This is a genomic window from Bradyrhizobium sp. WBOS08, from assembly GCF_024585125.1.
Taxonomy (GTDB): Bacteria; Pseudomonadota; Alphaproteobacteria; order Rhizobiales; family Xanthobacteraceae; genus Bradyrhizobium; species Bradyrhizobium japonicum_B.
Window position 1 is genome coordinate 6187672 of the sequence record NZ_CP028988.1, and the last position, 23087, is coordinate 6210758.

The following is a 23087-nucleotide window of genomic DNA, read 5'->3' on the forward strand; positions in this document are numbered from 1 at the left end:
CAGTCAAGCCCGCCAATGGCGAGCTGCGAACAGCGAATGGAGCAGCAAGGCTTGGCCGCTGCTCCTACTCCCCGTTTGTCCCGTTCCCGCTCTCCGCCTCTTCCGTGATGTGCTCGACCGACACCACGTGCTCGTCCTCGGCGGTATCGAACACGATGACGCCTTGCGTCGAGCGGCCGGCGATGCGGATGCCTTCGACCGGGCAGCGGATCAGCTGGCCCTTGTCGGTGACCAGCATGATCTGATCGGCGTCCTCGACCGGGAACGAGGCAACCAGGTTGCCGTTCCGGTTGTTGACGCTCATGGCGACGATGCCTTTGCCGCCGCGCCCGGTGGTGCGGTATTCGTAGGACGAGGTCCGCTTGCCGTAGCCGTTGACCGACACCGTGAGCACGACCTGCTCCTGCGCCGACATCTCGGCGTAACGTTCCTGGGCAAGCTGGAAGCTGCCGGACGTCTCCTCGGCCTCGGCGTCTACTGCCGCCTCTTCAGCCCCGGCTTCGCCGGCGACCGCACGGCGCATTTTCAAATATGCCGAGCGCTCGTCCGAGGTGGTGTCGACATGGCGCAGGATCGCCAGCGAGATCACCTTGTCGCCCTCGGCAAGCGCGATTCCACGCACGCCCATCGAGGTGCGTCCGGTGAACACGCGCACGTCGGTGACGGGGAAGCGGATGCACTGGCCGCCGGCGGCGGTCAGCAGCACGTCGTCGCGCTCGGTGCAGATCTGCACGTCGACGATCGCCTCGTCGTCGTCGAGCTTCATCGCGATGATGCCGGAGCGGCGGACGTCGACGAAGTCTGACAGCTTGTTGCGCCGGACGTTGCCGCCCGTCGTGGCGAACATCACGTCGAGGTTGCCCCAGGTCGATTCATCCTCCGGCAGCGGCATGATGGTGGTGATGCGCTCACCCTGCTCCAGCGGCAGGATGTTGATCAGCGCCTTGCCGCGCGCGTTCGGCGCCGCCATTGGCAGCCGCCAGACCTTTTCCTTGTAGACCTGGCCGCGCGAGGAGAAGAACAGCACCGGCGTATGGGTCGACGCCACGAAGAGCCGGCTGACGAAATCCTCGTCGCGGGTCTGCATGCCGGAGCGGCCCTTGCCGCCGCGGCGCTGGGCGCGGTAGGCCGACAGCGGCACGCGCTTGACGTAGCCGGCATGCGAGACGGTGACGACCATGTCCTCGCGCTGGATCAGGTCCTCGTCCTCGACCTCGCCCTCCTGCTCGATGATGACGGTGCGGCGCGGTGTGGCGAACTCGGCCTTCACTTCGGCGAGCTCGGTCTTGATGATGCCGAGCACGCGTTCGCGCGAGCGCAGGATGTCGAGATAATCGGCGATCTCGCCGGCGAGCTTGTCGAGCTCGTCGCGGATTTCGTCGCGGCCGAGTGCGGTCAGGCGCTGAAGCCGCAGGTCGAGAATGGCCCTCGCCTGTTCCATCGATAGCCGGATCGTGCCGTCCGCGCTGATGCGATGGCGCGGATCAGCGATCAGCGTCAGCATGTCCTCGACGTCCCGGGCCGGCCAGTCGCGCGACATCAGGGTGTCGCGGGCGGTGGTCGGGTCGGGCGAGCTTCGGATCACGCGGATCATCTCGTCGATATTGGCGACGGCGATCGCGAGACCGACGAGGATATGCGCGCGGTCGCGCGCCTTGGCGAGCAGGTACTTGGTGCGCCGCGTGACGACCCGCTCGCGGAAGTCGACGAAGATCGTCAGCAGGTCCTTCAGATGCATGATCCGCGGACGGCCGCTGTCGAGCGCCACCATGTTGACGCCGAAGCTGGTCTGCAGCGGCGTGAACCGGTAGAGCTGGTTCAGCACCACATCCGGAACGGCGTCACGCTTCAGCTCGATGACGACGCGGTAGCCTTCACGGTCCGATTCATCGCGCAGGTCGCCGATGCCCTCGATCTTCTTTTCCTTGACCAGCTCGGCGATGCGCTCGACCATCGTCGCCTTGTTCACCTGGTAGGGAATCTCGGTGATGATGATCGCCTCGCGCTCCTTGCGGATGGTCTCGATCGCGACCTTGCCGCGCATCACGATCGAGCCGCGGCCGAGGTGATAGGCGGAGCGGATGCCCTGCCGTCCGAGAATGACGCCGCCGGTCGGGAAATCCGGTCCCGGCACGATGTTGATGAGCTCGTCGATGGTGAGCGCGGGGTTGTCGATCAGCGCGACGCAGGCGTCGATGACCTCGCCGAGATTGTGCGGCGGGATGTTGGTCGCCATGCCGACCGCGATGCCGCCCGCACCGTTGACGAGAAGGTTCGGGAACTTGGCCGGCAAGACCGACGGTTCGGTCTCGTTGTTGTCGTAGTTCGGCTGGAAGTCGACGGTGTCCTTGTCGATGTCGGTCAACAGGGCCAGCGCCGCCTTCGTCAGGCGCGCTTCGGTGTAACGATAGGCGGCCGCGGGATCGCCGTCGACCGAGCCGAAATTGCCCTGGCCGTCGATCAGCGGCACGCGCATCGAGAAGTCCTGCGCCATGCGGACCATGGCGTCGTAGATCGACTGATCGCCGTGCGGGTGGTACTTACCGATGACGTCACCGACCACGCGGGCGGACTTGACGTACTTCTTGTCGGGCGTGTGCCCCTGCTCGTTCATCGAGTACAGGATGCGGCGGTGCACCGGCTTCAGACCGTCGCGCGCATCGGGCAGCGCCCGCGCCACGATCACGCTCATGGCGTAGTCGAGGTAGGACTTCTTCATCTCCTCGAAGATGGAGACGGGGCGAATGTCCGAGGGTTGCGCCGGCTGGTCGCCGGGCTTGTTGTCGTCGTCAGCCAAGGGGAAATCCGGTGAGGTTTTATCTGGGAATCATATAGCGCATCGAGGCCCTGATAACCACCCTTGCAGGGTCAGGGGAAGCGCTTTTTCCGCTCATTTTTCCAATGACTTACGGCATTGCACGGCACACCAGGAAGCAACCTGGAACAGGTCGTCCAAAATCGCCCCTGCCACCACGGATCCCCCGCGCGGCGAGCGCCCATCAATCCGCTTTGCCGAGCGCGGGCCGAGTTCAACCCGAACATGAAGCGGGCTCGGGAATCCCGAGCCCTTTCTGCCAATTGGCAGGGTTTGCTGACACGACGTGCAAAGGCGCTCCGAAGACCCGCCAGCGCCGCCTCGTCCGATCCGTTCTCAGAACGGGATATCGTCGTCCATGTCGCTGTTGCGGCTGCTGCCACCGGCGGCAACAGGACGGCGCGGCGCGCTGCTGACGGGGCCGGAAGAGCCGAAATCGCCGCCCGGCTCGTCACCGAAGCTGCCGCCTCCGCCGCCGCCACCGCGGCCGTCGAGCATCGTCAGCGTCGAGTTGAAGCCCTGCAGCACGACCTCGGTCGAATACTTCTCGACACCGCTCTGGTCGGTGTATTTGCGGGTCTGCAGCGCACCTTCGATGTAAACCTTGGCGCCCTTCTTCAGATACTGTTCGACGATCTTGCAAAGCGGCTCCGAGAAGATCACGACGCGATGCCACTCGGTCTTCTCCTTGCGCTCGCCGGTGTTCTTGTCGCGCCAGGTGTCCGATGTCGCGATGCTCAAATTCGCAATCGGCCGCCCGTCCTGGGTGCGGCGGATTTCAGGATCCTTGCCGAGATTTCCAACCAGAATGACCTTGTTGACGCTTCCCGCCATCGCCGCTCTCCACTCCGAATGCCACTTGATTTCAAAGGCCGAGCGCGCTGCCCGCGTTCCTCTGCGCCCTGTTGGGGCGACCCTATACGCTCGCAGGCGCCACTCAGCCCATCACCCCCTGGGTTATCCCCACATATAGCATCGACCTTCGCTGCGTTCCAGATTTGTTCTTCCCGACAGCGCATCGGGACAGAATTTGGGATTCATCCCACCGGCACCAAGGAATGTTCCACCACGGGAACCGGGCGAGGTTCCGGTAAACAGGCAAAACCGCTTAACATTGAGCAAGTTGCGACCCCTTTCGGGCACCGCCAAGTGTGGCATTTGAGAGACGGACTCGGCGCCGCCTTGGGACTACGATCGCCCTGTAATTGAATCATAAGGGCGTCGCGCCTGATCTGCTGCTTCGGGGACTTCGAGAAGCGGCGAACACTGGGGAGACTGCAATGAACAAGATTCTGATTGGTGCCATCGGTGCCGTGACATTGAGCCTGTCGGCTCCCGCCAGCGCGGCCGATCTCGCCGCGCGCCCCTATACCAAGGCCCCGGCGCCGATGGTCGCCGCCATCTACGACTGGAGCGGCTTCTACGTCGGCCTCAACGGCGGCGGCGGCAGCAGCCGCAAGTGCTGGGATTTCGTCACGCCCGGGACCGGCGTCCTGGTTGGCGAGGGCTGTCACAGCGCGACCGGCGGCACGGTTGGCGGCCAGGTCGGTTATCGCTGGCAGTCGACCAATTGGGTGTTCGGCCTCGAAGGCCAGGGCAACTGGGCCGACTTCTCCGGCGACAACATCAGCACGGTGCTCGTGGGCACGGGCCTGCGCAATCGCTCGAAGATCGATGCCTTCGGTCTGATCACCGGCCAGGTCGGTTACGCCTGGAATAACGTACTGCTCTACGTGAAAGGCGGCGGCGCCGTCGTCAGCGACCGCTACCGCAGCTACGATCTCGTCACGGGTCTCGAGTTCGACCGCGCCAACGAGACCCGTTGGGGCGGCGTCGTGGGCGCAGGAATCGAGTTTGGATTTGCGCCGAACTGGACGGTGGGCCTCGAGTACGACCACATCTTCCTCGGCAACCGCACGATGACTTTCACCGGTTCGGGCAACCTGCTGGCGGCCCCGCTTGGCGCCGTTACACGCTCCGATCGTATCAGCCAGGACGTCGATATCGGCTTGATCCGGGTGAACTACCGCTGGGGCGGGCCGCTGATCGCCAGATACTGATATCTCTCTGACATCGTTCGATGATTGAAGGCCGGCCTCGCGCCGGCCTTTGTCATTCGGGAGGTCAGATATGCAGGCGTAATGAGTCAGTAACCATCACCTTTTCGACCACTGTGGCTTCTCGGAGACACAACTTGCGGCTTCAGTGGTGTAAGCACCGCATCAGTTGGGCCGTTGAGTCCGCTGCCCTTCCGTCAAGGAAGGCAACAATAGAAACTGGGACTGGGATTAAGTTGAAAATGAAGAAAGTTCTGTTGGCTTCGGCCTGTTTGTTCGCTCTGGCGGCCCCTGCTTCGGCTGCTGATCTCGCGGCTCGCCCCTACACCAAGGCGCCGGTTGCTCCGCTGGCTTCGGTCTACAACTGGACCGGCTTCTATCTCGGTATCGTCGGTGGCGGCGCCTGGGAAGCCTCGTCGGGCGACCCCAAGATGCAGGGCGGCTTCGTCGGCGGCACCGCCGGCTACAACTGGCAGACCGGCAACGTCGTGTTCGGCCTCGAGGCCGATGCCGCCTGGGCTGACGTCAGCGCCTCGGCAGCTGGCACGGTTTTCGTCGCCGGCGTCGGTGGCGTCCCCGCCTCGCTGACCTCCAAGACCGACGCCATGGGCACCGTGCGCGGCCGCATCGGCTGGGCCATCAACAACGTGCTGCTCTACGGCACCGGTGGTTACGCCTGGATCGACAACAAGCTCACCGCCACCCTGGGCGGCCTGTCGGCCTCCGACAGCAAGTTCCACTCGGGCTGGACCGTCGGCGCCGGCGTCGAGGCGTTCTTCGCACCGCAATGGTCGGTCAAGGGCGAGTATCTCTATCGCAGCCTCGACGGCGAGACCTACTTCTCGGGCACCGTTCCCACCGGCACGCTCAACCTGCACACCGTGCAGGTCGGCGTGAACTATCACTTCGGGGGCCCGGTCGTCGCCAAGTACTGAGCTGCAAGCTTAGCTGCAACGCTGCTCGCGTTACGAAAGGCCGGCCTCGCGCCGGCCTTTTTGTTTTGGCGGATACGCGTCGGCTCAGTTCGGCGCTTTCCTGCTGCCAGATGCCGCCAGCGCGCCAACATTCCGTTGACGATTCGCAACTCCCTCTGGAAATCCACGCGCGTTCTTCCTACGTTCGCTGACAACCCCATCGGCGCCGATCCCGGTTCCGGACGAAGCGCGCCTTTTTTCTGGCGCGGTCGCGCACCCATGGGATTCCCTAGGGGCAACTCGGATGGATGAAGTGATCAAGGCGAAGCGCCAACAACAGAACGCGGGCTCGAGCCTGCGCGCAATTACGATCCGCGGCGCGCGCGAGCACAACCTCAAGAACATCGACGTCGAGATTCCCCGCGACAAGCTGGTGGTGTTCACCGGCCTCTCCGGCTCCGGCAAATCCTCGCTCGCCTTCGACACCATCTACGCCGAGGGCCAGCGTCGCTACGTCGAATCGCTGTCGGCCTATGCACGCCAGTTCCTGGAGATGATGCAGAAGCCCGACGTCGACCAGATCGACGGCCTTTCGCCTGCGATCTCGATCGAGCAGAAGACGACGTCGAAGAACCCGCGCTCGACCGTCGGCACCGTCACCGAGATCTACGATTATATGCGCCTGCTCTGGGCGCGCGTCGGCGTGCCCTACTCGCCGGCCACCGGCCTGCCGATCGAGAGCCAGACCGTCTCGCAGATGGTCGACCGCGTGCTGGCGCTGCCCGAGGGCACGCGGCTCTATCTGCTCGCGCCGGTCGTGCGCGGCCGCAAGGGCGAGTACCGCAAGGAGCTCGCCGAATGGCTCAAGAAGGGCTTTCAGCGCGTCAAGATCGACGGCACCTTCTATGAGCTCAGCGAGGCGCCGACGCTGGACAAGAAATTCCCGCACGACATCGACGTGGTCGTCGACCGCATCGTGGTGCGCGCCGACATCGGCCAGCGCCTCGCCGAGAGCTTCGAGACCGCGCTGAAGCTCGCCGAAGGTCTCGCCGTCGTCGAGTTCGCCGACGCGCCGGCGGCCGCTCCCACTGAGGAGAAGAAGAAGACCGCCAAGATCCACGACAAGAGCGGACCCGAGCGCATGCTGTTCTCGGAAAAGTTCGCCTGCCCGGTCTCCGGCTTCACCATTCCCGAGGTCGAGCCGCGCCTGTTCTCGTTCAACAACCCCTACGGCGCCTGCCCCGCCTGCGGCGGCCTCGGCGTCGAGCAGCATGTCGACGAGGATCTCGTCATCCCGGACAAGGAGCTCGCCATCGGCAAGGGCGCGATCGCGCCCTGGGCCAAGTCGTCCTCGCCCTATTACGTGCAGACGCTGACCGCGCTCGGCAAGCACTACAAGTTCACCCTAACCACCAAGTGGAAGGACCTGCCGAAGAAGACGCAGAACGCGATCCTGCACGGCTCCGGCGAGGACGAGATCAAGTTCTCCTACGAGGACGGGGTGCGCTCCTACGACACCAGGAAGCCGTTCGAGGGCGTCATCACCAACATCAACCGCCGCTACCGCGAGACCGAAAGCGAGTGGGCCCGCGAGGAGCTGGCGAAGTACTTCCACGACGTGCCCTGCGAGGCGTGCCACGGGTTTCGCCTCAAGCCCGAGGCGCTCTGCGTCAAGATCGGGGCTAAGCATATCGGCGAGATCTCGGAGCTGTCGGTCAGGAAGGCCGGCGAATGGTTCGAGACCGTGCCCGGCGCGCTCAACGCGCAGCAGAACGAGATCGCCGGCCGCATCCTGAAGGAGATCCGCGAGCGCCTCACCTTCCTGCTCGACGTCGGCCTCAATTACCTCACGCTGTCCCGCTCCTCCGGCACGCTGTCCGGCGGCGAGAGCCAGCGCATCCGCCTCGCCTCGCAGATCGGCTCGGGACTGACCGGCGTGCTCTACGTGCTGGACGAGCCCTCGATCGGCCTGCACCAGCGCGACAACGCCCGCCTGCTCGACACACTCAAGAGACTTCGCGACCTCGGCAACACCGTGGTCGTGGTGGAGCATGACGAGGACGCCATCCGTCTCGCCGACTACGTGCTCGACATCGGCCCCGGCGCCGGCATGCATGGCGGCCACATCGTCGCCGAAGGCACGCCCGCCGAGATCATGCGCAACCCGAAATCGCTGACCGGCAAGTACTTGACCGGCGAGCTCGAGGTCGAGGTGCCGGAACGGCGTCCGCCGAACCATCGCCGCACCATCAAGGTGGTCAACGCGCGCGGCAATAACCTCAAGAACGTCACGGCGGAGATTCCGCTCGGCCTGTTCACCTGCGTCACCGGCGTCTCCGGCGGCGGCAAGTCGACGCTGCTGATCGACACGCTGTACCGCGCCATCGCCCGCAAGCTGAACAATGCCAGCGAAGGCGCCGCCCCGCACGATCGCATCGAGGGCCTCGAGCACATCGACAAGATCATCGACATCGACCAGTCGCCGATCGGCCGCACCCCGCGCTCCAACCCGGCGACCTATACCGGCGCCTTCACGCCGATCCGCGAATGGTTTGCCGGCCTGCCCGAGTCCAAGGCGCGCGGCTACGAGCCCGGCCGCTTCTCCTTCAACGTCAAGGGCGGCCGCTGCGAGGCCTGCCAGGGCGACGGCGTCATCAAGATCGAGATGCACTTCCTGCCCGACGTCTACGTCACCTGCGACGTCTGCAAGGGAAAGCGCTACAACCGCGAGACGCTCGAAGTCCTGTTCAAGGGCAAGAGCATTGCCGACGTGCTCGACATGACGGTCGAGGAAGCCGCCGAGTTCTTCAAGGCGGTGCCGCGCGTGCGCGAAACCTTCCAGACCCTGCACCGCGTCGGCCTCGACTACATCCACGTGGGACAACAGGCCACCACGCTCTCGGGCGGTGAAGCCCAGCGCGTCAAGCTGGCGAAAGAGCTGTCCAAGCGCGCGACCGGCCGCACGCTCTACATCCTGGACGAGCCGACCACCGGTCTTCATTTCCACGACGTCAAGAAGCTCTTGGAGGTGCTGCACGAGCTGGTGGCGCAGGGCAACACGGTCGTCGTCATCGAGCACAATCTCGAAGTCATCAAGACCGCCGACTGGGTCATCGACTTGGGGCCGGAAGGCGGCGACGGCGGCGGCGAGATTGTCGCCTGGGGCCCGCCGGAGGACATCGCGAAAGCGCCGCGGAGCTATACGGGGAAGTTTTTGGCGCCGGTGTTGGAGAAGGCGCGGAAGCCGAAGCGGAGGCGTGCGGCGAGCGAGGCGGCTGAGTAAGCCTCACTTTGGACTCGGCTAGCCTAGGCGACACCAAGGGGCTGCAATCAGACAGACATCGGCGAGGACGCAGCCGAGTCGGGGCGAGCCCATCCGCGGGTGCGCAAGATGTTCAGATGACGGCGTTGTCAGTCGACACAACCTTTGGTTATTTTCGCGAGTGATGGCTATAGTAACTGGCTTCACCGCGGAGATCAGAGTTGAGCGATGTAATCGATCAGTCAAGCTTTCGGTTTCAATTCAATATCACAATAGAGGACGATAGATCCGTCCGAAAACTTGCCGGCAAACGTCTGAAGGTGCACGTCAATCGGGAAGCCCTTCAAGTTCAAGCGCTCATCATTTGGACTGTTGTGATAGTCGCCGGCCTTCTTGCCATGGCCCTGGAATGGGCAGCGGCGCAAATTCTGTCTGCGTTGCTAGTCGGCTTTGTGCTTGGCCAGATTTACGCGTTCTTCCTAGCGTGGCAGGTCTTCCGACAAATCCAGGACAACCTATTTGAAGTAGATCGCGTCGCGCAAATGACGTGGCACGTCACTCTAGACGATAGCTCGATTGTCGTCAGGACTCCCGCCAGCGAACGCCGGACCTCCTGGCACTCCATCCAGGGCGTGACAGATACGCCGACCATGGTGGCGATATGGTACAATTCGGGGTACGGCTTTTTCATCCCGGCGCGAGCCTTTTTCGATCCCTCCGCACGCGCTGCTTTTGTCGAATGGGCGAGCGAGCGGTTGCGGTCCGCCACCGCTTCTTCAAGCGCAATTTATCCGCCCAATGGCGGTGCTGTAGCTCGCTAATGTCAGCGGTATGCGCCTCCCGCCGCTAGCACGAGTGAGATCGATACTCACGTGCGCAACTTGCAGCAAAATTCAAGTTTGCAGCGGACGGGACCTCAAACGAACTTCGTCGATCACGACATAACGGCCAAAAAGCTTCTGACCAAATTGGTCGACGACCTCTAGAAGCCGCGTTCGTACCAATGGCCCACTCTCCGGATCGATACGCAGCAGGATTAGACCAGGAACGGCTTGGCCGCGGCGAAAGACCAGCTCACCGAAATCCTTGTCAGCCGTGAGGAGAAGACGCCCGTTGCGCGACGCCAGCGCCATGACCTCCGTGTCCCCCAGACTGGCAGCGAATTCGGCGATGTAGAGCACATCGTGACCGGCGTTTCGTAGCTCTCGAACCAGAGAGACCGCGATACATTCGTCCGCGAGCCAGAGCACTGTTCAGCGATAGATGACGTCTTCGTCGGCCAGATAGTCTGCCGCGAAAGCCTGGGCTGCCCGGATGTCGTCCGCCGTCAACCGCGGATGCTCCGCGATGATCGTCTCAATGGTCATACCGGCGCCGAGCTCGCGCAACACCAATTCGACCGGCACGCGTGTTCCGCGGATCACAGGCTTGCCATCCATGATCGCAGGGTTGATTTCAATGCGCTCGTGCCGCATGGCTGTCCTCGAATTTTGCCAAGATATAGCACACCAAGCGTCCCTTGTCAGCGAACACGAAATCCTCCCGCATGCCCTATTCCCTCGCCATCTTCGACCTCGACGGCACCCTCGCCGACAGCTTCACGTGGTTCCTGCGCACCATCAACGACGTCGCCGATCACTTCGGCTTCCGTCGCGTCGCGCCTGAGGACATCGAAGAACTCAGGCATGCGTCGAGCCGCGAAATCCTTGCCCAGCTCGAAGTCCCCTTGTGGAAGCTGCCGGCGATCGCGCAGCATGCGCGGCGGTTGAAGGCGGAGGCGGCCAGCGAGATTCCGCTGTTCGCGGGCGTCGAGGCGATGCTGCGGACGCTGGCTGACAATGGCGTGCAGCTGGCGCTGGTTACCTCCGACAGCGAGGCCAATTCGCGCGAGAAGCTCGGGGACGCCGCAGCGCTGTTCTCGCATTTCGCCTGCGCGGCGTCGCTGTTCGGCAAGGCCGCGAAATTCCGCCGGGTCATCCGCCACGCCGGCGTCGCGCCTAGCAGGGTGCTCTCGATCGGCGACGAAGTTCGTGACATCGAAGCGGCACAGGCCGTCGGGATCGCCTGCGGCGCGGTGTGCTGGGGCTATGCGGCGCCGGCGGCGCTGCGGGCACTTCGGCCCGACCATGTGTTCGAGCACATCAGCGACATCACACCGGCGCTGATCGGCCTCACGGCTCCGATACGGGCCTAGCTGCCGTGCGGCCGTCGGGCTTCTGCAACGACAGCGTCACCCGCCCCTCACCTCATTCGCCGGATCGAGCGGCAGCCTTGCGCGAGGCCCCGCCTCCGGCCTCCCGGTCGAGGCACGCAAAAGCCTCCTTCACGTGGACTGCCAGAGGCCGCTTGCCCTGGTCGCGATTCCAATTGTCGATCGCAAGACGCAGTGCTCCGACAGCCATCATGGCGACCACGCGCAACGCGGCCTGCCGATGCGGCTGCGGCCACATCTGGGACAGCGCCGCGAAGACCGCTTCTTCCTTCTCGACGTATTTTGCCTGCTGCCGGATGCGAAGCGACTCGTTCGCGGACATCAGCCGTTCGATCACCTTGGTTTGCTTGTAGTCGACCTGAAAACGCGCCGTCAGCTCCAGCATGCCGTTCCTTGCGGCATCGAGGGGCGACTGCTTGGTCGTTTGCTCCAGCACGGCGGCACGCAAGGTCTCGCTGAAACCGCCATCCTGCCACGCCAGGAGGATCTCTTCCTTGGACTTGAAATAGTAGAAGAACGTCCGCCGCGAGATCCCCGCCGCCTCCGCGATCGCGTCGAGCGTGGTGGCATCATAGCCCTTGGTGAGAAACAATTTCAGCCCCTGCTCGGCGATACGATGCAGCGTTTCGCGCCGCTTCCGTTCGCGCAGGCCTTCCTCCTTTCGGGACGTGTTCTTCATGCCTCGTTCTGCCATGAAATCGACCAAGTTGCAAAATTACACTAAGTGCAATACGTCACTCGGTGCGAATTCATGCCAGAGGCCTTCATGGTGAACGGGATGGGCGGCGACACTTCCCCTCGACATGGTCGATCCGCCCAGGCGAGTGGCGCAGGCGGACCGACGAGCCTGACCCGACGGCGCTTCGGTGCCGCGCTGCTGGCGGTCGCCGTCACCGCCACGCTCGCCGCGCCTCCAGCCCGAGCGCAGTCCGCCCCCGCAATCATCGACTTCGACTGGGTCGACGCGACTCGCTCGCGCCCCGTTCCGGCGCGCCTGCACTGGCCGGCGGACGTTGCGCCAGGCTCGCGCGTGCCGCTCATCGTGTTCTCCCATGGGCTCGGCGGCTCCCGCCGCGGCTACAGCTATCTCGGGCGATATTGGTCGGCCCGCGGCATCGCCAGCTTGCACGTTCAGCATGCGGGCAGCGATTCCTCGCTCTGGGCGGGCAATCCCCTCGCCGTCGTGGACCGCCTGCAGCGAGCGGCTCATGAGAGCGAGGCGCGGGCGCGAGCCCTGGATCTGCGCTTCGCGCTGGATCGTATGCTGTCAGGCCCCCATGGTGCCCAGATCGACCGCCGGCGCATCGTGGCGGCTGGGCATTCATATGGAGCGAACACGGCGCTTCTTGCAGTCGGGGCCCGCGTGATGCGCAACGGCAGGTGGGTTGAGGCGCGCGACCCGCGCTTTGGCGCCGCGATCGTCATCTCGGCCCCACCGTTCTATGGCGAGCCCGATCTTGCCTCGGTGCTGGGCAAGATCACCGTTCCAACCCTGCACGTGACGGCGACGAAAGACGTCATCCAGATCCCCGGATACCACTCGCCCGCAGCCGACCGGCTGGAGGTCTTCAACGCCATTGCCACACCGCGCAAGCTGCTTGCCGTGTTCGAAGGCGGCTCGCACAGCATCTTCACCGATCGCTCCTTCACGGGTGGGCCGGCACTCAACCCGAAAGTGAAGGTCGCAACGGCCGAGCTGACCCTGGCCTTTCTCGACCTGGTGTTCGACGGCAACGGAGCAACGCTGGCGCGCTGGAACGTGACGTGGCAGCCCATGCTGGCGTCTGCGCCGGGGGCCGCACCTTCACCCCTGCCCATCGCGCAGTCCCGGCGCGTGGCCCAGGGAGCGGCGACCGGTCTCGTTCCCTCGCCATGAGATGGCTTGCCGTGGCGGCCCTGAGCTTGATGGCCGCTGGTTGCGCCGCGGCCCCGCTGGAACGCGCGGGGTCGCTCGCCTCGTACGACAATCTCACGCCGTCCGATGGTCTGCTGACCAAATCGCAGCTTCGGATCAACAAGGATGGTGTTCTCGCCGCGAAGACCGCTCGCATTGAGCCGACCGCGTTTACGGCGACGGCGGCCAGCCAGCCGTTCTCGCCGCAGCAGCGCCGGCTGATCAAGAATGCGGTCAACAGGGCGATGTGTCTGGCGCTGAGCGAGCGCTTCCGGATTGCAGCTCCCACCGAGGCTGCGGACTTGAATGTTCGCGCCGTCATCACGCACATCGCGGCGACCGATGCGGCGGCAGCCGGCGTCTCCAAGATCGCGAGCGTCGTGCCGTCCATCGTCGCTCCCGGCGTGCCCATTCCGGTGCCGCGGCTTCCGATCGGACTAGGAAGCCTGTCCGTCGAGGCCGAGGCCCGAGATCGCAGCGGCACCCAACAGGCCGCCATGATCTGGGCGCGCGGAGCAAATTCCTTCACGAGCGCTCCGCGAGTATCGAGCGATGGCGATGCCTATGATCTCGCCGACACTTTCGGAAGCGATTTCGGCAGATTTCTTGTGACCGCGGAGAGTCCGTTCGGAAAGGTCCCCGCGCCGCCGTCCGCCAACAGATTGAGCGCTTCTCTCGGTGGCGCGCCCAAGGAGGCGATCTGCGAAACATTCGGCCGGGCGCCGGGATTGGCGGGGCTGGCCGGAGAAAGAATCGGGTTGCCGCCGGACTGGACCGACCGAGGTGCGCCGGACAACACGATGTTGGAAACACAGAACGTCGATTGAGTTTCGGCGGAATCGCCGATTGAGTTTGGCCCGCCGTGGGAAGCGCGCGGACAGAATCCCCTAATCCGTCCTGCGCAGGAACGCCCCGAACGCCCTTGGGCCGTCGCCGGTCTTGACCTCGCCGACGACCTTCAGCTCGGCGGCATCGATGACAACAAGCGTGTTGCTCTCCCAGCACGCGACGATGACGCGCTTGCCGTCGGCGGTCGCGGCGATGCCTTCGGGATAGTCGCCAACATTGACGCGCTTGATCGGTTTCAGGCTCGCGACATCGAACACGCTGACGGTGCCGCCATATTGGTCGGTGACGAAGCCGCGGCCTTGCGTCAGCGCCACGGCATAGGGGCGCAAGCCGACCGGCACGCGTCCGATCTCCCGCCCTTCCGCAATGTCGATCACGGAGACGTCGTCGGAGCCGACATTGGCGGTGTAGGCCCGCCTGCCCTCGGTATCGATGGTGACGCCGAATGGACGGGTGCCGACCTTGATGGCCGTCTTGCGCCGGCGCGTCGCGGTGTCGACCACCGAAACGCTGTCGTCGTCGCGGTCCGCCGAGAGCAGCAGCCTGCCGTCCGGCGTCAGCGCCAGCCCCGACGGCGAGGCGCCGACCGCGATGCTGGCCGTGACGCTGCGCGAGGCCGTATCGATCACTCGCACCGCCGCCGCGTACCAGTCGGCGACATAGACGGTCTTGCCATCCGGCGCCACGGCGATGCCGAGCGGGCCGCCGCCGACCTCGATCCGGCCCGCCACCCGCCGCGCCGCCGCGTCCACCATTGTCACGGCCTTGGCGTCGGGACTGGTGACATAGGCAAGGCGCCCGTCCGCACTGACGGCCACACCAGCCGGCTTGCCGCCGATCGGAATGGTTGCCACCGCGCGAAGGTTGCCGAGGTCCACGACCGTCAAATCGTCGCTGAGCTGGTTGGTGACGAACGCTTCCTCGGCAGACGCGCTGCCGAGGCCCGGGCCAAGACCAGCACAGCAGAGGCCGGCGGCGAGCGCCGCCAGGAGCAGCGCCCGCAAGGCCAGTGCCCGCACGATCAGCTACCGCTCTCGATCTTCTTCTTCAGTGCCTCGAGCCCGGTCTTGTAGAGCCCGCTCACCGCGGTCTTGGCGGCTTCGTCATTCAGCTCCGGCGGCGGATCGTTGTTGGGAAAGCCACGATAGAACGCGCCGGCCCATTCCACCTTCGACTTGCCGTCGGGCGCCGGCGACACCGTCAGGGTCGAGGAATAGTTGGTCACGGGGAGCACCTTCACGTCGACCTTGGTGATCCGGTACGAATAGCTCAGCATGTCGGGCTCGTACTTGTAGAGCTCCTCGTCGACGGTCGCTCCGCCCGTCAGCGTCAGCTGCCGCGTCGCGCCGACCTCGTTGCCCTTCTCGCCCGTGGTCTTGGTCACCGGCGGCAGCCAGCTCATGTCCTGAAAGTTGCGGATCGCGGCCCAGACCTTGTCCTGCGGAGCGTTGATCTCGATGGATTCGCGCACCTTCTGCCGGGTCGGGCCGTGCGCCCAGGCTGGTGAAAAAGCCGGCGCGAGCGCCACCGTCAAGGCCGCCGCTCCCGCGGTAGTCAGAACCGCCGCCACGGCCGTGCGCCGTCCAATCGTCACCCTCATCTCGTTTCCTCATACGTCCAGTTGATCATGCGCGACTTGCGATGCGCGCTCCCGGTCATCCTAGCGCATTTTGGGGCCGAGGGGAGACCGGTTCGTGGCGCCGTTGCGGCGGCGCTCCACCCACCACCGATTGCGCTGCCCGCCGGGCAAAACACCCAACGGGAGGGTCAATGCCTTCGCCGCAAATAATTCGCTTTACTCGAATTCGGAATTGTCGCATGTTTCGGTCACCTCAACCCGGGCCGAGGGGCGGATCGCGATCGTCACGAACGCGGGATGGGAGGTGGTGGACGCGGGCCGCGTCGCGCGCAGTCGGTTTGCAGGGCGGGTCACACCGTGAGCAGGCAACGCGCGCATACGACAGGCGCAGCCCGCGTACGGCAAAATCGTGTGGTCCTGGCGCCCGGGGTTCTGGCGTCAAGCTTTGCGGCGATGCGGCGGCCAACCGGTGCGCACATCGATCCGCCGCAAGGCGACGGGGGCAATAGTGCAACGCTCCCCGAGGAGAGCACGACATAAGCCGTCAACCCACTGCGCAGGGAAGGCCGGATGTTGTGGCTACACCTGTATGCCGCTGTGCAGCTTCCTTAAGCACACGCTTTCGCACAGTGGACCGTGGGTGCCAGCCGGCACCCGGCCTTCCCTGCGCCCTCGGCATTTTTGAGGGCGATGACTCCGCAAACTCGGGCACGATGTGCGGCGAGAATGGGAGCCCGTGTCAGACGTTCAACGTCGGCTTCGTGCCCCGGACGCGGTGCAGCACGAAGTGATGCGCTGCAGAGCCGGGGCCCATGCAACAGCGCGACGTGCAGCCCCTGGGTCCCGGCTCTGCGCCGCAACGCTCTCGCGTTGCAGCTTGCCCGGGACACCAACGTGGCGAGCCGATCAAGCCGCGTCGGCGGGCCTAACCCGCCGAGCGATCTCCGCGCCCTTCTCCCGTTCGACAACACCAATGTCGTACTGCCCCTGCAGGTCCAACCAAAATTGAGGACTATTGCCGAAATACCGACCAAGTCGCACCGCGGTGTCAGCCGAGATACCTCGGCGTCCATTCAGAATATCGGTGATCCGCCCCGAAGGAACGCCGATGTCGAGAGAAAGCCTATTGGCGCTAAGCCCCCGCGCAACCAATTCGCGCTTGAGCAACCGGCCGGGATGAACGAGCGGAGCCATGGATGTCAGCCCTTGTGATAGTCGACGATTTCTACCTCGTAGGCATCGCCCTTGGTGAATTCGAAGCAAATGCGCCAACGCTCATTGACCGTCATCGCCCATTGTCCCCGGCGATTGCCTTTCAACTTGTGCAAGCCAACGCTCTTCAACGGACTTAAGTCTCCCAGCGATTTCGCGACGTTCAGCGCAAGCAACAACTCGGTCGCTGCCTCGAAATCGAGGCCACGAAACTGGTTCGGACGCTCGCCATCCCAGATCTTACGGCTCGCTGAATTCCGCCAAGATCTGATCATGGCAAAAATATACTACGAAAATGGGTGAAGAACAATGGATAGCGCATTCACTCCCCCAGCGTCGCTTCGACGAACCCCCGAGGGTCCGTGCAAAACTCCCGCATCAAGCGATAATGATCGGTCTCCTCCACGGTCACCGGCTCCAGGCCGTATTTCCCGAGCCGTAGCAGCCGCGCATTCGGGTAAGCCATCAGCATCGGCGAGTGGGTCGCCATGATGACCTGGCAGATGCGGGAGTCCTCCATGCGCCGCAGCAGCTTCAAGAACTCGATCTGCCGCGCAGGCGACAGCGCCGATTCCGGCTCGTCGAAGATGAAGATGCCCTGGCGCTGACAGCGCTCCTCGAAGAAGCGCAGGAAGCCTTCGCCGTGGGAGTGCGACAGGAAATCGGGACCGGCCTGGCCGGCATCACGCGCGGCCTTGTCGAGATAGCGCGCCACCGAGAAAAAACTCTCGGCGCGAAAGAACCAGCCATTGGTGATCTTCGGCAGCCAGCTCGCGCGCAGCGCCTTGGCGAGCTGGCCGCCCATCTTCTCCCGCGCTTCGGAGTGGTCGACCGGCCTGTAACCCTTGCCGCCTCCGGCATCGTCGTAGCCGGCGAGCGATGCGATGCCCTCGAGGATCGTCGACTTCCCGGTGCCGTTCTCTCCGACAATGATCGTGATGGCGGCGTCGAAATTGAGCTCGAAATCATCCGGGAAGATGGGCAGGCAAAACGGATAGGCCTCGCGATCCCCCACCTGCAACGGGTCGAGCCAGACCCGCTTCAGATACGGCGCCGGCAGGTTGATGGTGCGATGACCTCTCCGGCTCATAATCGCGTCTCCGTCCCTTCCACCACAGACATTCCGCGAAGGAACATAAAGAGAACGATCACATTCCGCAACCACCAGAAGGATACGCCCGGCGTCAGCCTCGAACGCAGCCTAATCCGGCGCCTCCAGCACCAGCTCCATGGTCATCAGCACCGGGTTGTCGCCGCGGACCAGGCGCCCCTCCGCCAGGCCGCCGGTATAGTCGACCAGCGCAACGTCGAGCGCGGCTTCGGGTGCCCCGGAGGGCCCAGGTGCGATCTCCCCGGCCGTCACCGCCAGCTCGGTCGCAAACGGCTCGGTCACCGCGCCATGGGCGAAGCGCGCGCCGATGGTCGAGCCGACGCCGCCATGGATCTTCGCACGCGTGATGCCGTGCGTGCGGCAGAACGCTTCGAGACAGGCGGCAAAATCCTGGTTCGGCCGCAGCCGCAGCGCAAACGCGCGGCGCGTCGTGCGCGCGCCCTTGGGCTCAGCGGGCACCGGCCCGAACAGCTTGAAATTGGTCTCGGGATCTGGCTCCGCACTGAACATCGCACCGTCGATGCCGAAGGCGTCGACCTCGAACGGTTCGGCGACGACAGTCTCGTCCGGCAGCATGTGGCCGCCGCCGGCCTTGCCGTCCGCCTCCGTCCAGAGCCCATGGCAGTGGAAGAACGGCGCCCCGTCGCGCGTGCCCAGCGTCAGGCAGCCGAGCCGCGTGCGGGTGACGCCGCCGGGGCGGTACGTCTCGCTGTAGAAGGCGGCGTTCTCGTCGGTCTTCGACAGCGCCGGCATCACATAGGCGAACGGCCCGAGCGCGCCGTGCCGGAAGTTGAGCACGCCGCTCGCAAAGCCTTCGGCCGCAAAGCCGCGCCGCGCGGCTTCCAGCAGCGGCAGACCCGCCTGAAGCGCGAACGAGAAGGCGCGCCCCCTCGCCTCCACCCATTGGATGCGCTCTGTGACGGGCGCGCCCGGCTGCTTGATACTCCGCATCGCCTGCGCTCAGCCCGCCTTCGTCGTGTCGAGATCGAGCAGGCCGCGTGCCTCGAGCTCGTCGCGCACCATGCGCTTCGGCACCTTTCCATAGCCCGACTTCGGCAAGGCGTCCCAGAAGAAGAAGCGCTTCGGCATCTTGTAGCGCGGCACCTTTGGGCCGAGGAATGCCGCCATCTCGGCCTCGCTCACCGCCTTCTCGCCCTCGCGCGCCACGCAGACGGCAACGCCGACCTCGCCCCAGGTCGCATCGGGCACGCCGAGCACGGCGACCTCGCCGACCGCCGGATGCGTCAAAATCTTCTCCTCGATCTCGCGCGGATAGATGTTGGAGCCGCCGGAGATGTACATGTCGGAAGCGCGGCCCGTGATGTAGACGAAGCCTTCCTCGTCCATGTGGCCGAGATCTCCGGTGCGAAACCAGCCATTGCGGAACGCCTTCGCATTGGCTTCGGGATTGTCGTAATAGCCCGCGAGCACGGCAGGCCCGATCACGCAGATCTCGCCGCTCTGGCCCGCCGCGAGCTCGCGGCCCTCGTCGTCCTGGATCGAGACCTGCATCGCCGTGCGCTCGAAGCCGCAGGTGCCGATCCTGGCATGCGGACTGTCCTCGGCGTCGTGCAACGCCGCCGGCAGCACGGTGATGTTGCCGGTGACCTCACCGAGGCCGAAATATTGCACGATGACCTTGCCGAGCTTCTTCAGCGCGGTCTTCTGGTCCTCGCGATACATCGGCGCACCCGCATAGATCACGTGACGCAGCGAGGAATGGTCGTATTTATCGACGGCGGGATGCTCGACCATCATCTTCAGGATCGTCGGCACGGTGAAGAGATTGGCGACGCGATACGTCTCGATCAGGCGGAACGCCTCGTTGATGTCGAACTTCTCGGTCGGCAGCAAAACGGTGCAGACGCCGCGCGCGGTTTGCACCAGCTGGTGCACGCCCGCGCCATGCGACAGCGGCGCCACCACCAGCGATGCGTCGTTCTCGGTCACGCCGGGCGTGAGATCGGCGAGATGGTTGGTGACGACAAAGCCCATCTGGCCATGGGTCAGCACCGCCGCCTTGGAGCGCCCGGTGGTGCCCGAGGTGAAGAAGAACCAGCAGGGATCGTCGTGCTCGACGGCAACGTTCTCCACCGCCGCTCCGGCTCGCGAGGCGATGGCCTCCGCAACCGAGGTTTCGCCGAACGCGGCCTTGCCGTCGACGCTCCAGGTGAACTTCAGCGCGCCGCCCTTCACGGCCGCCGCATGCTCGGGAAAATCGACATGGCACAAAAACGCCTTCGCCCCGGAAGCCTCTGCGAGATAGGTGACCTCGTCCGGCATCAGGCGGAAGTTGGTGGGCACCCAGACTGCGCCGAGCCGGAACGCGGCGAACATCGACAAGAACATCTCGTCGCCATTCTTGGAATGGACCAGGATGCGGTCGCCCTTGGCGATGCCGCGCGCAGCGAGCGCAGCCGCCAACGCCGAGACCTGCGCATCGATCTGCCGCCAGGTCCAGGATCTGTCACCCCAGACGAAGCCGGGACGCCCGCCGTGCCGCCGCGCATTCTGGGTCAGCATGTAAGCGAGATTCATGACGCGGCGGGACATGCGCAGGGGCTGCATCGGGCTTCCTCTTCGAGGGCGGACGGCGCTCTCGCCGCCCGCTCATTGCGGCCCATTTATCGCCATCGCCCGCGGCCCTGCAAGGCTGCCGGCCGCACACCTGCCCTACGGCTGCTTGAACGCGAACGGCGTCGCCGTGATCGTCTGCGTCTTGACGCAGGCCTGCGGGCCAAAGCCGCCGCAAAAGCTGCCATGCAGATCGAGGCGGATGCGCGCAGAGCCTCGCTTCGTCCGCGGCGTCATGATCCTGTAGCGGAGGACACGGCCGTCGAATACCTTGCGCACGCTGCCGTCCGGCAGCGTCACCAGGATGTTCATGTCGCAGCCGCCGGTTCCGCAATAGGTAGTCTCGCGGTCGCCGCATTTGGTGTCGCTGAAATCGACGATGTAGTCGTCGCGGCCGTCGCCGGTGAGGTCGGTCCGGCGCACCGTATCGGGCGCGAAGCTCACCGCGCCGCCGTCTTGGCTGGTGCATTCCTCATTGGCGTAGCGCAGCGCCTGCTGCACGCCGGGGGGATAGTCGGACGGATTGAACGGCTTTGCATCCTCGGCACGCGCGGCGGAGGCGATCAGGGCGAGCAGAAGCATCAAATGGCGCATGCGCGTTGGTCGCCGGCATGGCCGCAACCGTTCAGGGAATTTTAAACATGATCGGCGCACCCTCGCTCAGTTCTCGCGTACAGAGTGCCCTATCATGGTCAAAGCGCCCGCCGTCCTCCTGTTGTCGCTGGCGCTCGCCGGATGTGCCGTGGGTCCTCAAGCCCACCTGTCTTCCGACCCCGCCTTCAAGCCTGCCCGATATGCCTGGGATGGCGCCGGCGAGGATCCCAATCGGCCGCATGCAGCCTCGCAACCGACACGCGCCGCGGCCCGATCCGCACGCGAGAGGTCGCAAGCCGGGCTACAGCCGCCTTCGAAGGAATGGTGGCAGCAGCAGGACGGCAGCGAGGCCGAGCAGGACGTCAGGGTCAACCGGTCCCTGGTCATCTGCCAGGGGTGCCTGCGCCCACAGCAGCAGCCCGAAGATTCAAGGCTCGCCAAAGCCGCCGATTGAGCGGATACAGGCCCGCCGCCTGCGGCCGGCGGGCCTGCCGATATTGGCGCGCTATTGTCCGTGCTTGAGCATGTCCTGGTCGGTCAGGTCCCAGTCCTGCCACAGCTGCAGCATGCCGAGCAGCACGAGCACGGCGCCGAGGCCGGTATGATAGACACGGAGAAAGCCTTCACCGGAATAGCCCAGGACGTAGGGCGAGGCGATGAGCCACAATCCGATCAGGATCGTCGTCACCTCCTGCCAGCGCTGCAAGGCGACATATTCGAGCTGACTGATGCCAAAGACGACCAGACCGATTGCGACCGTATTCAGGATCGCCGTCTGCTGTCCGGTAATCCCTGGATCCTGGATCGGAAACCACGGCGAGGCCACGATCGCCGCGCCGAGCAGCATCCCGCACCAGTCTTCCCAAGTTCGATGAGTCTTCAAGAAGCCGAAGTCCGACATCGTACCCTCCTATGACAGAGGCACACGTCGGCGGCCGGCGATCACGACTTCCGAATGTCCGCGACCCTGCCGGCCGCATTCGGACGCATGTCCTGCAAAGGACGTGGGAACCGGCGGCGGCTGCGCAAGAGCGGGATCGAGGATTATTTCGATGGACCGCGCGACGTTCGGCGCTCATGCCGCGCTGCGGCTATAGCGCCCCGAGCTTCCTCAGCGCCTCCTGCGCCGAGGACAAGTCGGGCTTCAACTCCAGCGCCTTCCTGAGATCGGCGATCGCGCCCTGCTTGTCGCCGAGCCGCAAGCGGGCCTGTCCGCGATTGTTCCACGACAACGCGTCGGACGGATCGTATTGCAGCGCCTTGTCGTAGTCCGAAACGCCGCCCTTGTAGTCGCCCTGGAACAGGCGGGCCAGGCCGCGATTGCGCCAGCCGCGCGCGTCGGTGGGCGCGAGGCGGATGGCCTCGCCATAGTCGGCCGCGGCACGGCCGAGCTGCTCGGTGTCGCGATAGACGTTGCCGCGGTCGATATAGGCGAGCAGATCAGGCGCGAGCTTGATCTGCTTCGTGTAGTCGGCGAGCGCATGGGCCATGTCGCGCTTGCGGTAATAGACGAGACCGCGACTGCCATAGGCCATGGCGTAATTCGGGTTACGCTTGATCGCTGCATCGAAGTCGGCCAGGGCGCCGTCGAGGTCGCCCTTGTTGAAGCGGGACTCCCCGCGATTGTTGTAGGCCAGCGCCAGCGACGGATCGAGCTTGATGGCCTGGTCGTAATCGGCAATGGCGCGATCGTAGTCGCGCTTGAACGAATAGACCCGGCCGCGATTGATGTAGGGGCAGGCATAATCCGGCGCGAGCCTGATCGCTTCGTCGAGATCGGACAGCGCGGCATCGAGCTCGCGCTTCTCGGTGAGACCATGACCGCGGTTGCAATAGACGCCGGCGAGCCTGTGGCCGGTCTCGCTCTTGGTGTCGATCACAGTGGAGCAGGCCTTGACCCGCTGGTCGGGCGTGCTGGCCAGCCCGACGCATGCATCCCAGGCGGGACCGCCTTCGGCCGCCGCCGGCGCCGTCGCGATCAGCGCGGCAAGCAACGCCAAGTGACTGAGCAAGA

Annotated in this window: 23 protein-coding genes; 8 read left to right on the top strand and 15 right to left on the bottom strand. The window is 64.9% G+C overall.

The window, feature by feature from the left end; all coding sequences use genetic code 11:
* Positions 1-64: 64 nt before the first annotated feature.
* Positions 65-2797: a DNA gyrase subunit A gene (gene gyrA, locus DCM80_RS29175; RefSeq protein WP_257194850.1), complete on the bottom strand. Its 2733-nt coding sequence runs from the start codon at positions 2795-2797 to the stop codon at positions 65-67.
* Between the two features lie 354 nt (positions 2798-3151).
* Complete coding sequence (locus tag DCM80_RS29180; protein WP_257194851.1) at positions 3152-3649, bottom strand: single-stranded DNA-binding protein; 498 nt, start codon at positions 3647-3649, stop codon at positions 3152-3154.
* A gap of 446 nt (positions 3650-4095) precedes the next feature.
* Here DCM80_RS29180 and DCM80_RS29185 point away from each other — a divergent pair, with 446 nt between their 5' ends.
* The 4 genes from DCM80_RS29185 to DCM80_RS29200 all read left to right on the top strand — a co-directional run bounded on the left by DCM80_RS29185 (position 4096) and on the right by DCM80_RS29200 (position 9869).
* Positions 4096-4875, top strand: coding sequence for an outer membrane protein (locus tag DCM80_RS29185; RefSeq protein WP_257194852.1), 780 nt, complete (start codon positions 4096-4098; stop codon positions 4873-4875).
* A gap of 239 nt (positions 4876-5114) precedes the next feature.
* On the top strand, positions 5115-5807 hold the full coding sequence (locus DCM80_RS29190) for an outer membrane protein (protein WP_257194853.1): 693 nt from the start codon (positions 5115-5117) through the stop codon (positions 5805-5807).
* Between the two features lie 283 nt (positions 5808-6090).
* Positions 6091-9069: an excinuclease ABC subunit UvrA gene (uvrA, locus tag DCM80_RS29195; protein WP_257194854.1), complete on the top strand. Its 2979-nt coding sequence runs from the start codon at positions 6091-6093 to the stop codon at positions 9067-9069.
* Positions 9070-9269: 200 nt separating this feature from the next.
* Positions 9270-9869 carry a YcxB family protein gene (locus tag DCM80_RS29200; RefSeq protein ID WP_257194856.1) on the top strand — a complete coding sequence of 200 codons (600 nt, stop codon included), beginning with the start codon at positions 9270-9272 and terminating at the stop codon, positions 9867-9869.
* A 72-nt stretch (positions 9870-9941) separates the two neighbouring features.
* Here the strand turns inward: DCM80_RS29200 and DCM80_RS29205 are convergent, their stop codons facing one another.
* Both DCM80_RS29205 and DCM80_RS29210 read right to left on the bottom strand, forming a co-directional pair.
* On the bottom strand, positions 9942-10298 hold the full coding sequence (locus DCM80_RS29205; protein ID WP_257194857.1) for a DUF5615 family PIN-like protein: 357 nt from the start codon (positions 10296-10298) through the stop codon (positions 9942-9944).
* Between the two features lie 3 nt (positions 10299-10301).
* Positions 10302-10523 carry a DUF433 domain-containing protein gene (locus DCM80_RS29210; protein WP_257194858.1) on the bottom strand — a complete coding sequence of 74 codons (222 nt, stop codon included), beginning with the start codon at positions 10521-10523 and terminating at the stop codon, positions 10302-10304.
* Positions 10524-10594: 71 nt separating this feature from the next.
* Between DCM80_RS29210 and DCM80_RS29215 the strand changes: the two genes are divergently transcribed.
* The gene (locus DCM80_RS29215) at positions 10595-11242 is read left to right on the top strand and encodes an HAD-IA family hydrolase (RefSeq protein ID WP_257194859.1); all 648 of its coding nucleotides are present in this window, start codon (positions 10595-10597) and stop codon (positions 11240-11242) included.
* 52 nt (positions 11243-11294) lie between these two features.
* On the opposite strand, the gene DCM80_RS29220 is transcribed toward DCM80_RS29215, so the two are convergent.
* Positions 11295-11939, bottom strand: coding sequence for a TetR/AcrR family transcriptional regulator (locus DCM80_RS29220; protein WP_257194860.1), 645 nt, complete (start codon positions 11937-11939; stop codon positions 11295-11297).
* Positions 11940-12011: 72 nt separating this feature from the next.
* On the opposite strand from DCM80_RS29220, the gene DCM80_RS29225 reads away from it, so the two are divergent.
* Positions 12012-13136 carry an acetylhydrolase gene (locus DCM80_RS29225; protein ID WP_257194861.1) on the top strand — a complete coding sequence of 375 codons (1125 nt, stop codon included), beginning with the start codon at positions 12012-12014 and terminating at the stop codon, positions 13134-13136.
* Positions 13133-13981 carry a DUF3313 domain-containing protein gene (locus tag DCM80_RS29230; protein WP_257194862.1) on the top strand — a complete coding sequence of 283 codons (849 nt, stop codon included), beginning with the start codon at positions 13133-13135 and terminating at the stop codon, positions 13979-13981. The genes DCM80_RS29225 and DCM80_RS29230 overlap by 4 nt, the downstream gene beginning before the upstream one ends.
* Positions 13982-14041: 60 nt before the next feature.
* Here DCM80_RS29230 and DCM80_RS29235 read toward each other — a convergent pair whose 3' ends face one another.
* The 8 genes from DCM80_RS29235 to DCM80_RS29270 form a co-directional block, all read right to left on the bottom strand.
* Complete coding sequence (locus DCM80_RS29235) at positions 14042-15007, bottom strand: cytochrome D1 domain-containing protein (RefSeq protein WP_257198085.1); 966 nt, start codon at positions 15005-15007, stop codon at positions 14042-14044.
* 17 nt (positions 15008-15024) lie between these two features.
* The gene (locus DCM80_RS29240) at positions 15025-15603 is read right to left on the bottom strand and encodes an SRPBCC family protein (RefSeq protein ID WP_257194863.1); all 579 of its coding nucleotides are present in this window, start codon (positions 15601-15603) and stop codon (positions 15025-15027) included.
* 885 nt (positions 15604-16488) lie between these two features.
* Positions 16489-16776: a HigA family addiction module antitoxin gene (locus DCM80_RS29245; RefSeq protein ID WP_028136268.1), complete on the bottom strand. Its 288-nt coding sequence runs from the start codon at positions 16774-16776 to the stop codon at positions 16489-16491.
* Between the two features lie 5 nt (positions 16777-16781).
* Complete coding sequence (locus tag DCM80_RS29250; RefSeq protein WP_257194864.1) at positions 16782-17069, bottom strand: type II toxin-antitoxin system RelE/ParE family toxin; 288 nt, start codon at positions 17067-17069, stop codon at positions 16782-16784.
* A 47-nt stretch (positions 17070-17116) separates the two neighbouring features.
* On the bottom strand, positions 17117-17884 hold the full coding sequence (locus tag DCM80_RS29255) for an AAA family ATPase (protein WP_257194865.1): 768 nt from the start codon (positions 17882-17884) through the stop codon (positions 17117-17119).
* Positions 17885-17995: 111 nt separating this feature from the next.
* Positions 17996-18856 (bottom strand): DNA-binding protein, encoded by an 861-nt coding sequence (locus DCM80_RS29260; protein ID WP_257194866.1) that lies wholly within the window; start codon positions 18854-18856, stop codon positions 17996-17998.
* 9 nt (positions 18857-18865) lie between these two features.
* Entirely contained in the window at positions 18866-20473 is a 1608-nt protein-coding gene (locus DCM80_RS29265; protein ID WP_257194867.1) for an acyl-CoA synthetase, read from the bottom strand.
* 105 nt (positions 20474-20578) lie between these two features.
* Positions 20579-21073 (bottom strand): hypothetical protein, encoded by a 495-nt coding sequence (locus DCM80_RS29270; RefSeq protein WP_257194868.1) that lies wholly within the window; start codon positions 21071-21073, stop codon positions 20579-20581.
* 94 nt (positions 21074-21167) lie between these two features.
* Here DCM80_RS29270 and DCM80_RS29275 point away from each other — a divergent pair, with 94 nt between their 5' ends.
* Complete coding sequence (locus tag DCM80_RS29275) at positions 21168-21527, top strand: hypothetical protein (protein ID WP_257194869.1); 360 nt, start codon at positions 21168-21170, stop codon at positions 21525-21527.
* Positions 21528-21578: 51 nt separating this feature from the next.
* Here the strand turns inward: DCM80_RS29275 and DCM80_RS29280 are convergent, their stop codons facing one another.
* Both DCM80_RS29280 and DCM80_RS29285 read right to left on the bottom strand, forming a co-directional pair.
* Entirely contained in the window at positions 21579-21974 is a 396-nt protein-coding gene (locus DCM80_RS29280; protein WP_257194870.1) for an SPW repeat protein, read from the bottom strand.
* A gap of 190 nt (positions 21975-22164) precedes the next feature.
* Entirely contained in the window at positions 22165-23073 is a 909-nt protein-coding gene (locus DCM80_RS29285; RefSeq protein WP_257194871.1) for a tetratricopeptide repeat protein, read from the bottom strand.
* Between the last annotated feature and the right edge of the window lie 14 nt (positions 23074-23087).

Excerpts from the sequence above, each read along its gene's own strand:
- DCM80_RS29180 (WP_257194851.1), bottom strand. The coding sequence starts at position 3,649 with ATGGCGGGAAGCGTCAACAAGGTCATTCTGGTTGGAAATCTCGGCAAG.
- DCM80_RS29185 (WP_257194852.1), top strand. The coding sequence starts at position 4,096 with ATGAACAAGATTCTGATTGGTGCCATCGGTGCCGTGACATTGAGCCTG.
- DCM80_RS29190 (WP_257194853.1), top strand. The coding sequence starts at position 5,115 with ATGAAGAAAGTTCTGTTGGCTTCGGCCTGTTTGTTCGCTCTGGCGGCC.
- uvrA (WP_257194854.1), top strand. The coding sequence starts at position 6,091 with ATGGATGAAGTGATCAAGGCGAAGCGCCAACAACAGAACGCGGGCTCG.
- DCM80_RS29210 (WP_257194858.1), bottom strand. The coding sequence starts at position 10,523 with ATGCGGCACGAGCGCATTGAAATCAACCCTGCGATCATGGATGGCAAG.
- DCM80_RS29215 (WP_257194859.1), top strand. The coding sequence starts at position 10,595 with ATGCCCTATTCCCTCGCCATCTTCGACCTCGACGGCACCCTCGCCGAC.
- DCM80_RS29220 (WP_257194860.1), bottom strand. The coding sequence starts at position 11,939 with ATGAAGAACACGTCCCGAAAGGAGGAAGGCCTGCGCGAACGGAAGCGG.
- DCM80_RS29225 (WP_257194861.1), top strand. The coding sequence starts at position 12,012 with ATGCCAGAGGCCTTCATGGTGAACGGGATGGGCGGCGACACTTCCCCT.
- DCM80_RS29230 (WP_257194862.1), top strand. The coding sequence starts at position 13,133 with ATGAGATGGCTTGCCGTGGCGGCCCTGAGCTTGATGGCCGCTGGTTGC.
- DCM80_RS29240 (WP_257194863.1), bottom strand. The coding sequence starts at position 15,603 with ATGAGGGTGACGATTGGACGGCGCACGGCCGTGGCGGCGGTTCTGACT.
- DCM80_RS29245 (WP_028136268.1), bottom strand. The coding sequence starts at position 16,776 with ATGGCTCCGCTCGTTCATCCCGGCCGGTTGCTCAAGCGCGAATTGGTT.
- DCM80_RS29250 (WP_257194864.1), bottom strand. The coding sequence starts at position 17,069 with ATGATCAGATCTTGGCGGAATTCAGCGAGCCGTAAGATCTGGGATGGC.
- DCM80_RS29255 (WP_257194865.1), bottom strand. The coding sequence starts at position 17,884 with ATGAGCCGGAGAGGTCATCGCACCATCAACCTGCCGGCGCCGTATCTG.
- DCM80_RS29260 (WP_257194866.1), bottom strand. The coding sequence starts at position 18,856 with ATGCGGAGTATCAAGCAGCCGGGCGCGCCCGTCACAGAGCGCATCCAA.
- DCM80_RS29265 (WP_257194867.1), bottom strand. The coding sequence starts at position 20,473 with ATGCAGCCCCTGCGCATGTCCCGCCGCGTCATGAATCTCGCTTACATG.
- DCM80_RS29270 (WP_257194868.1), bottom strand. The coding sequence starts at position 21,073 with ATGCGCCATTTGATGCTTCTGCTCGCCCTGATCGCCTCCGCCGCGCGT.
- DCM80_RS29275 (WP_257194869.1), top strand. The coding sequence starts at position 21,168 with ATGGTCAAAGCGCCCGCCGTCCTCCTGTTGTCGCTGGCGCTCGCCGGA.
- DCM80_RS29280 (WP_257194870.1), bottom strand. The coding sequence starts at position 21,974 with ATGTCGGACTTCGGCTTCTTGAAGACTCATCGAACTTGGGAAGACTGG.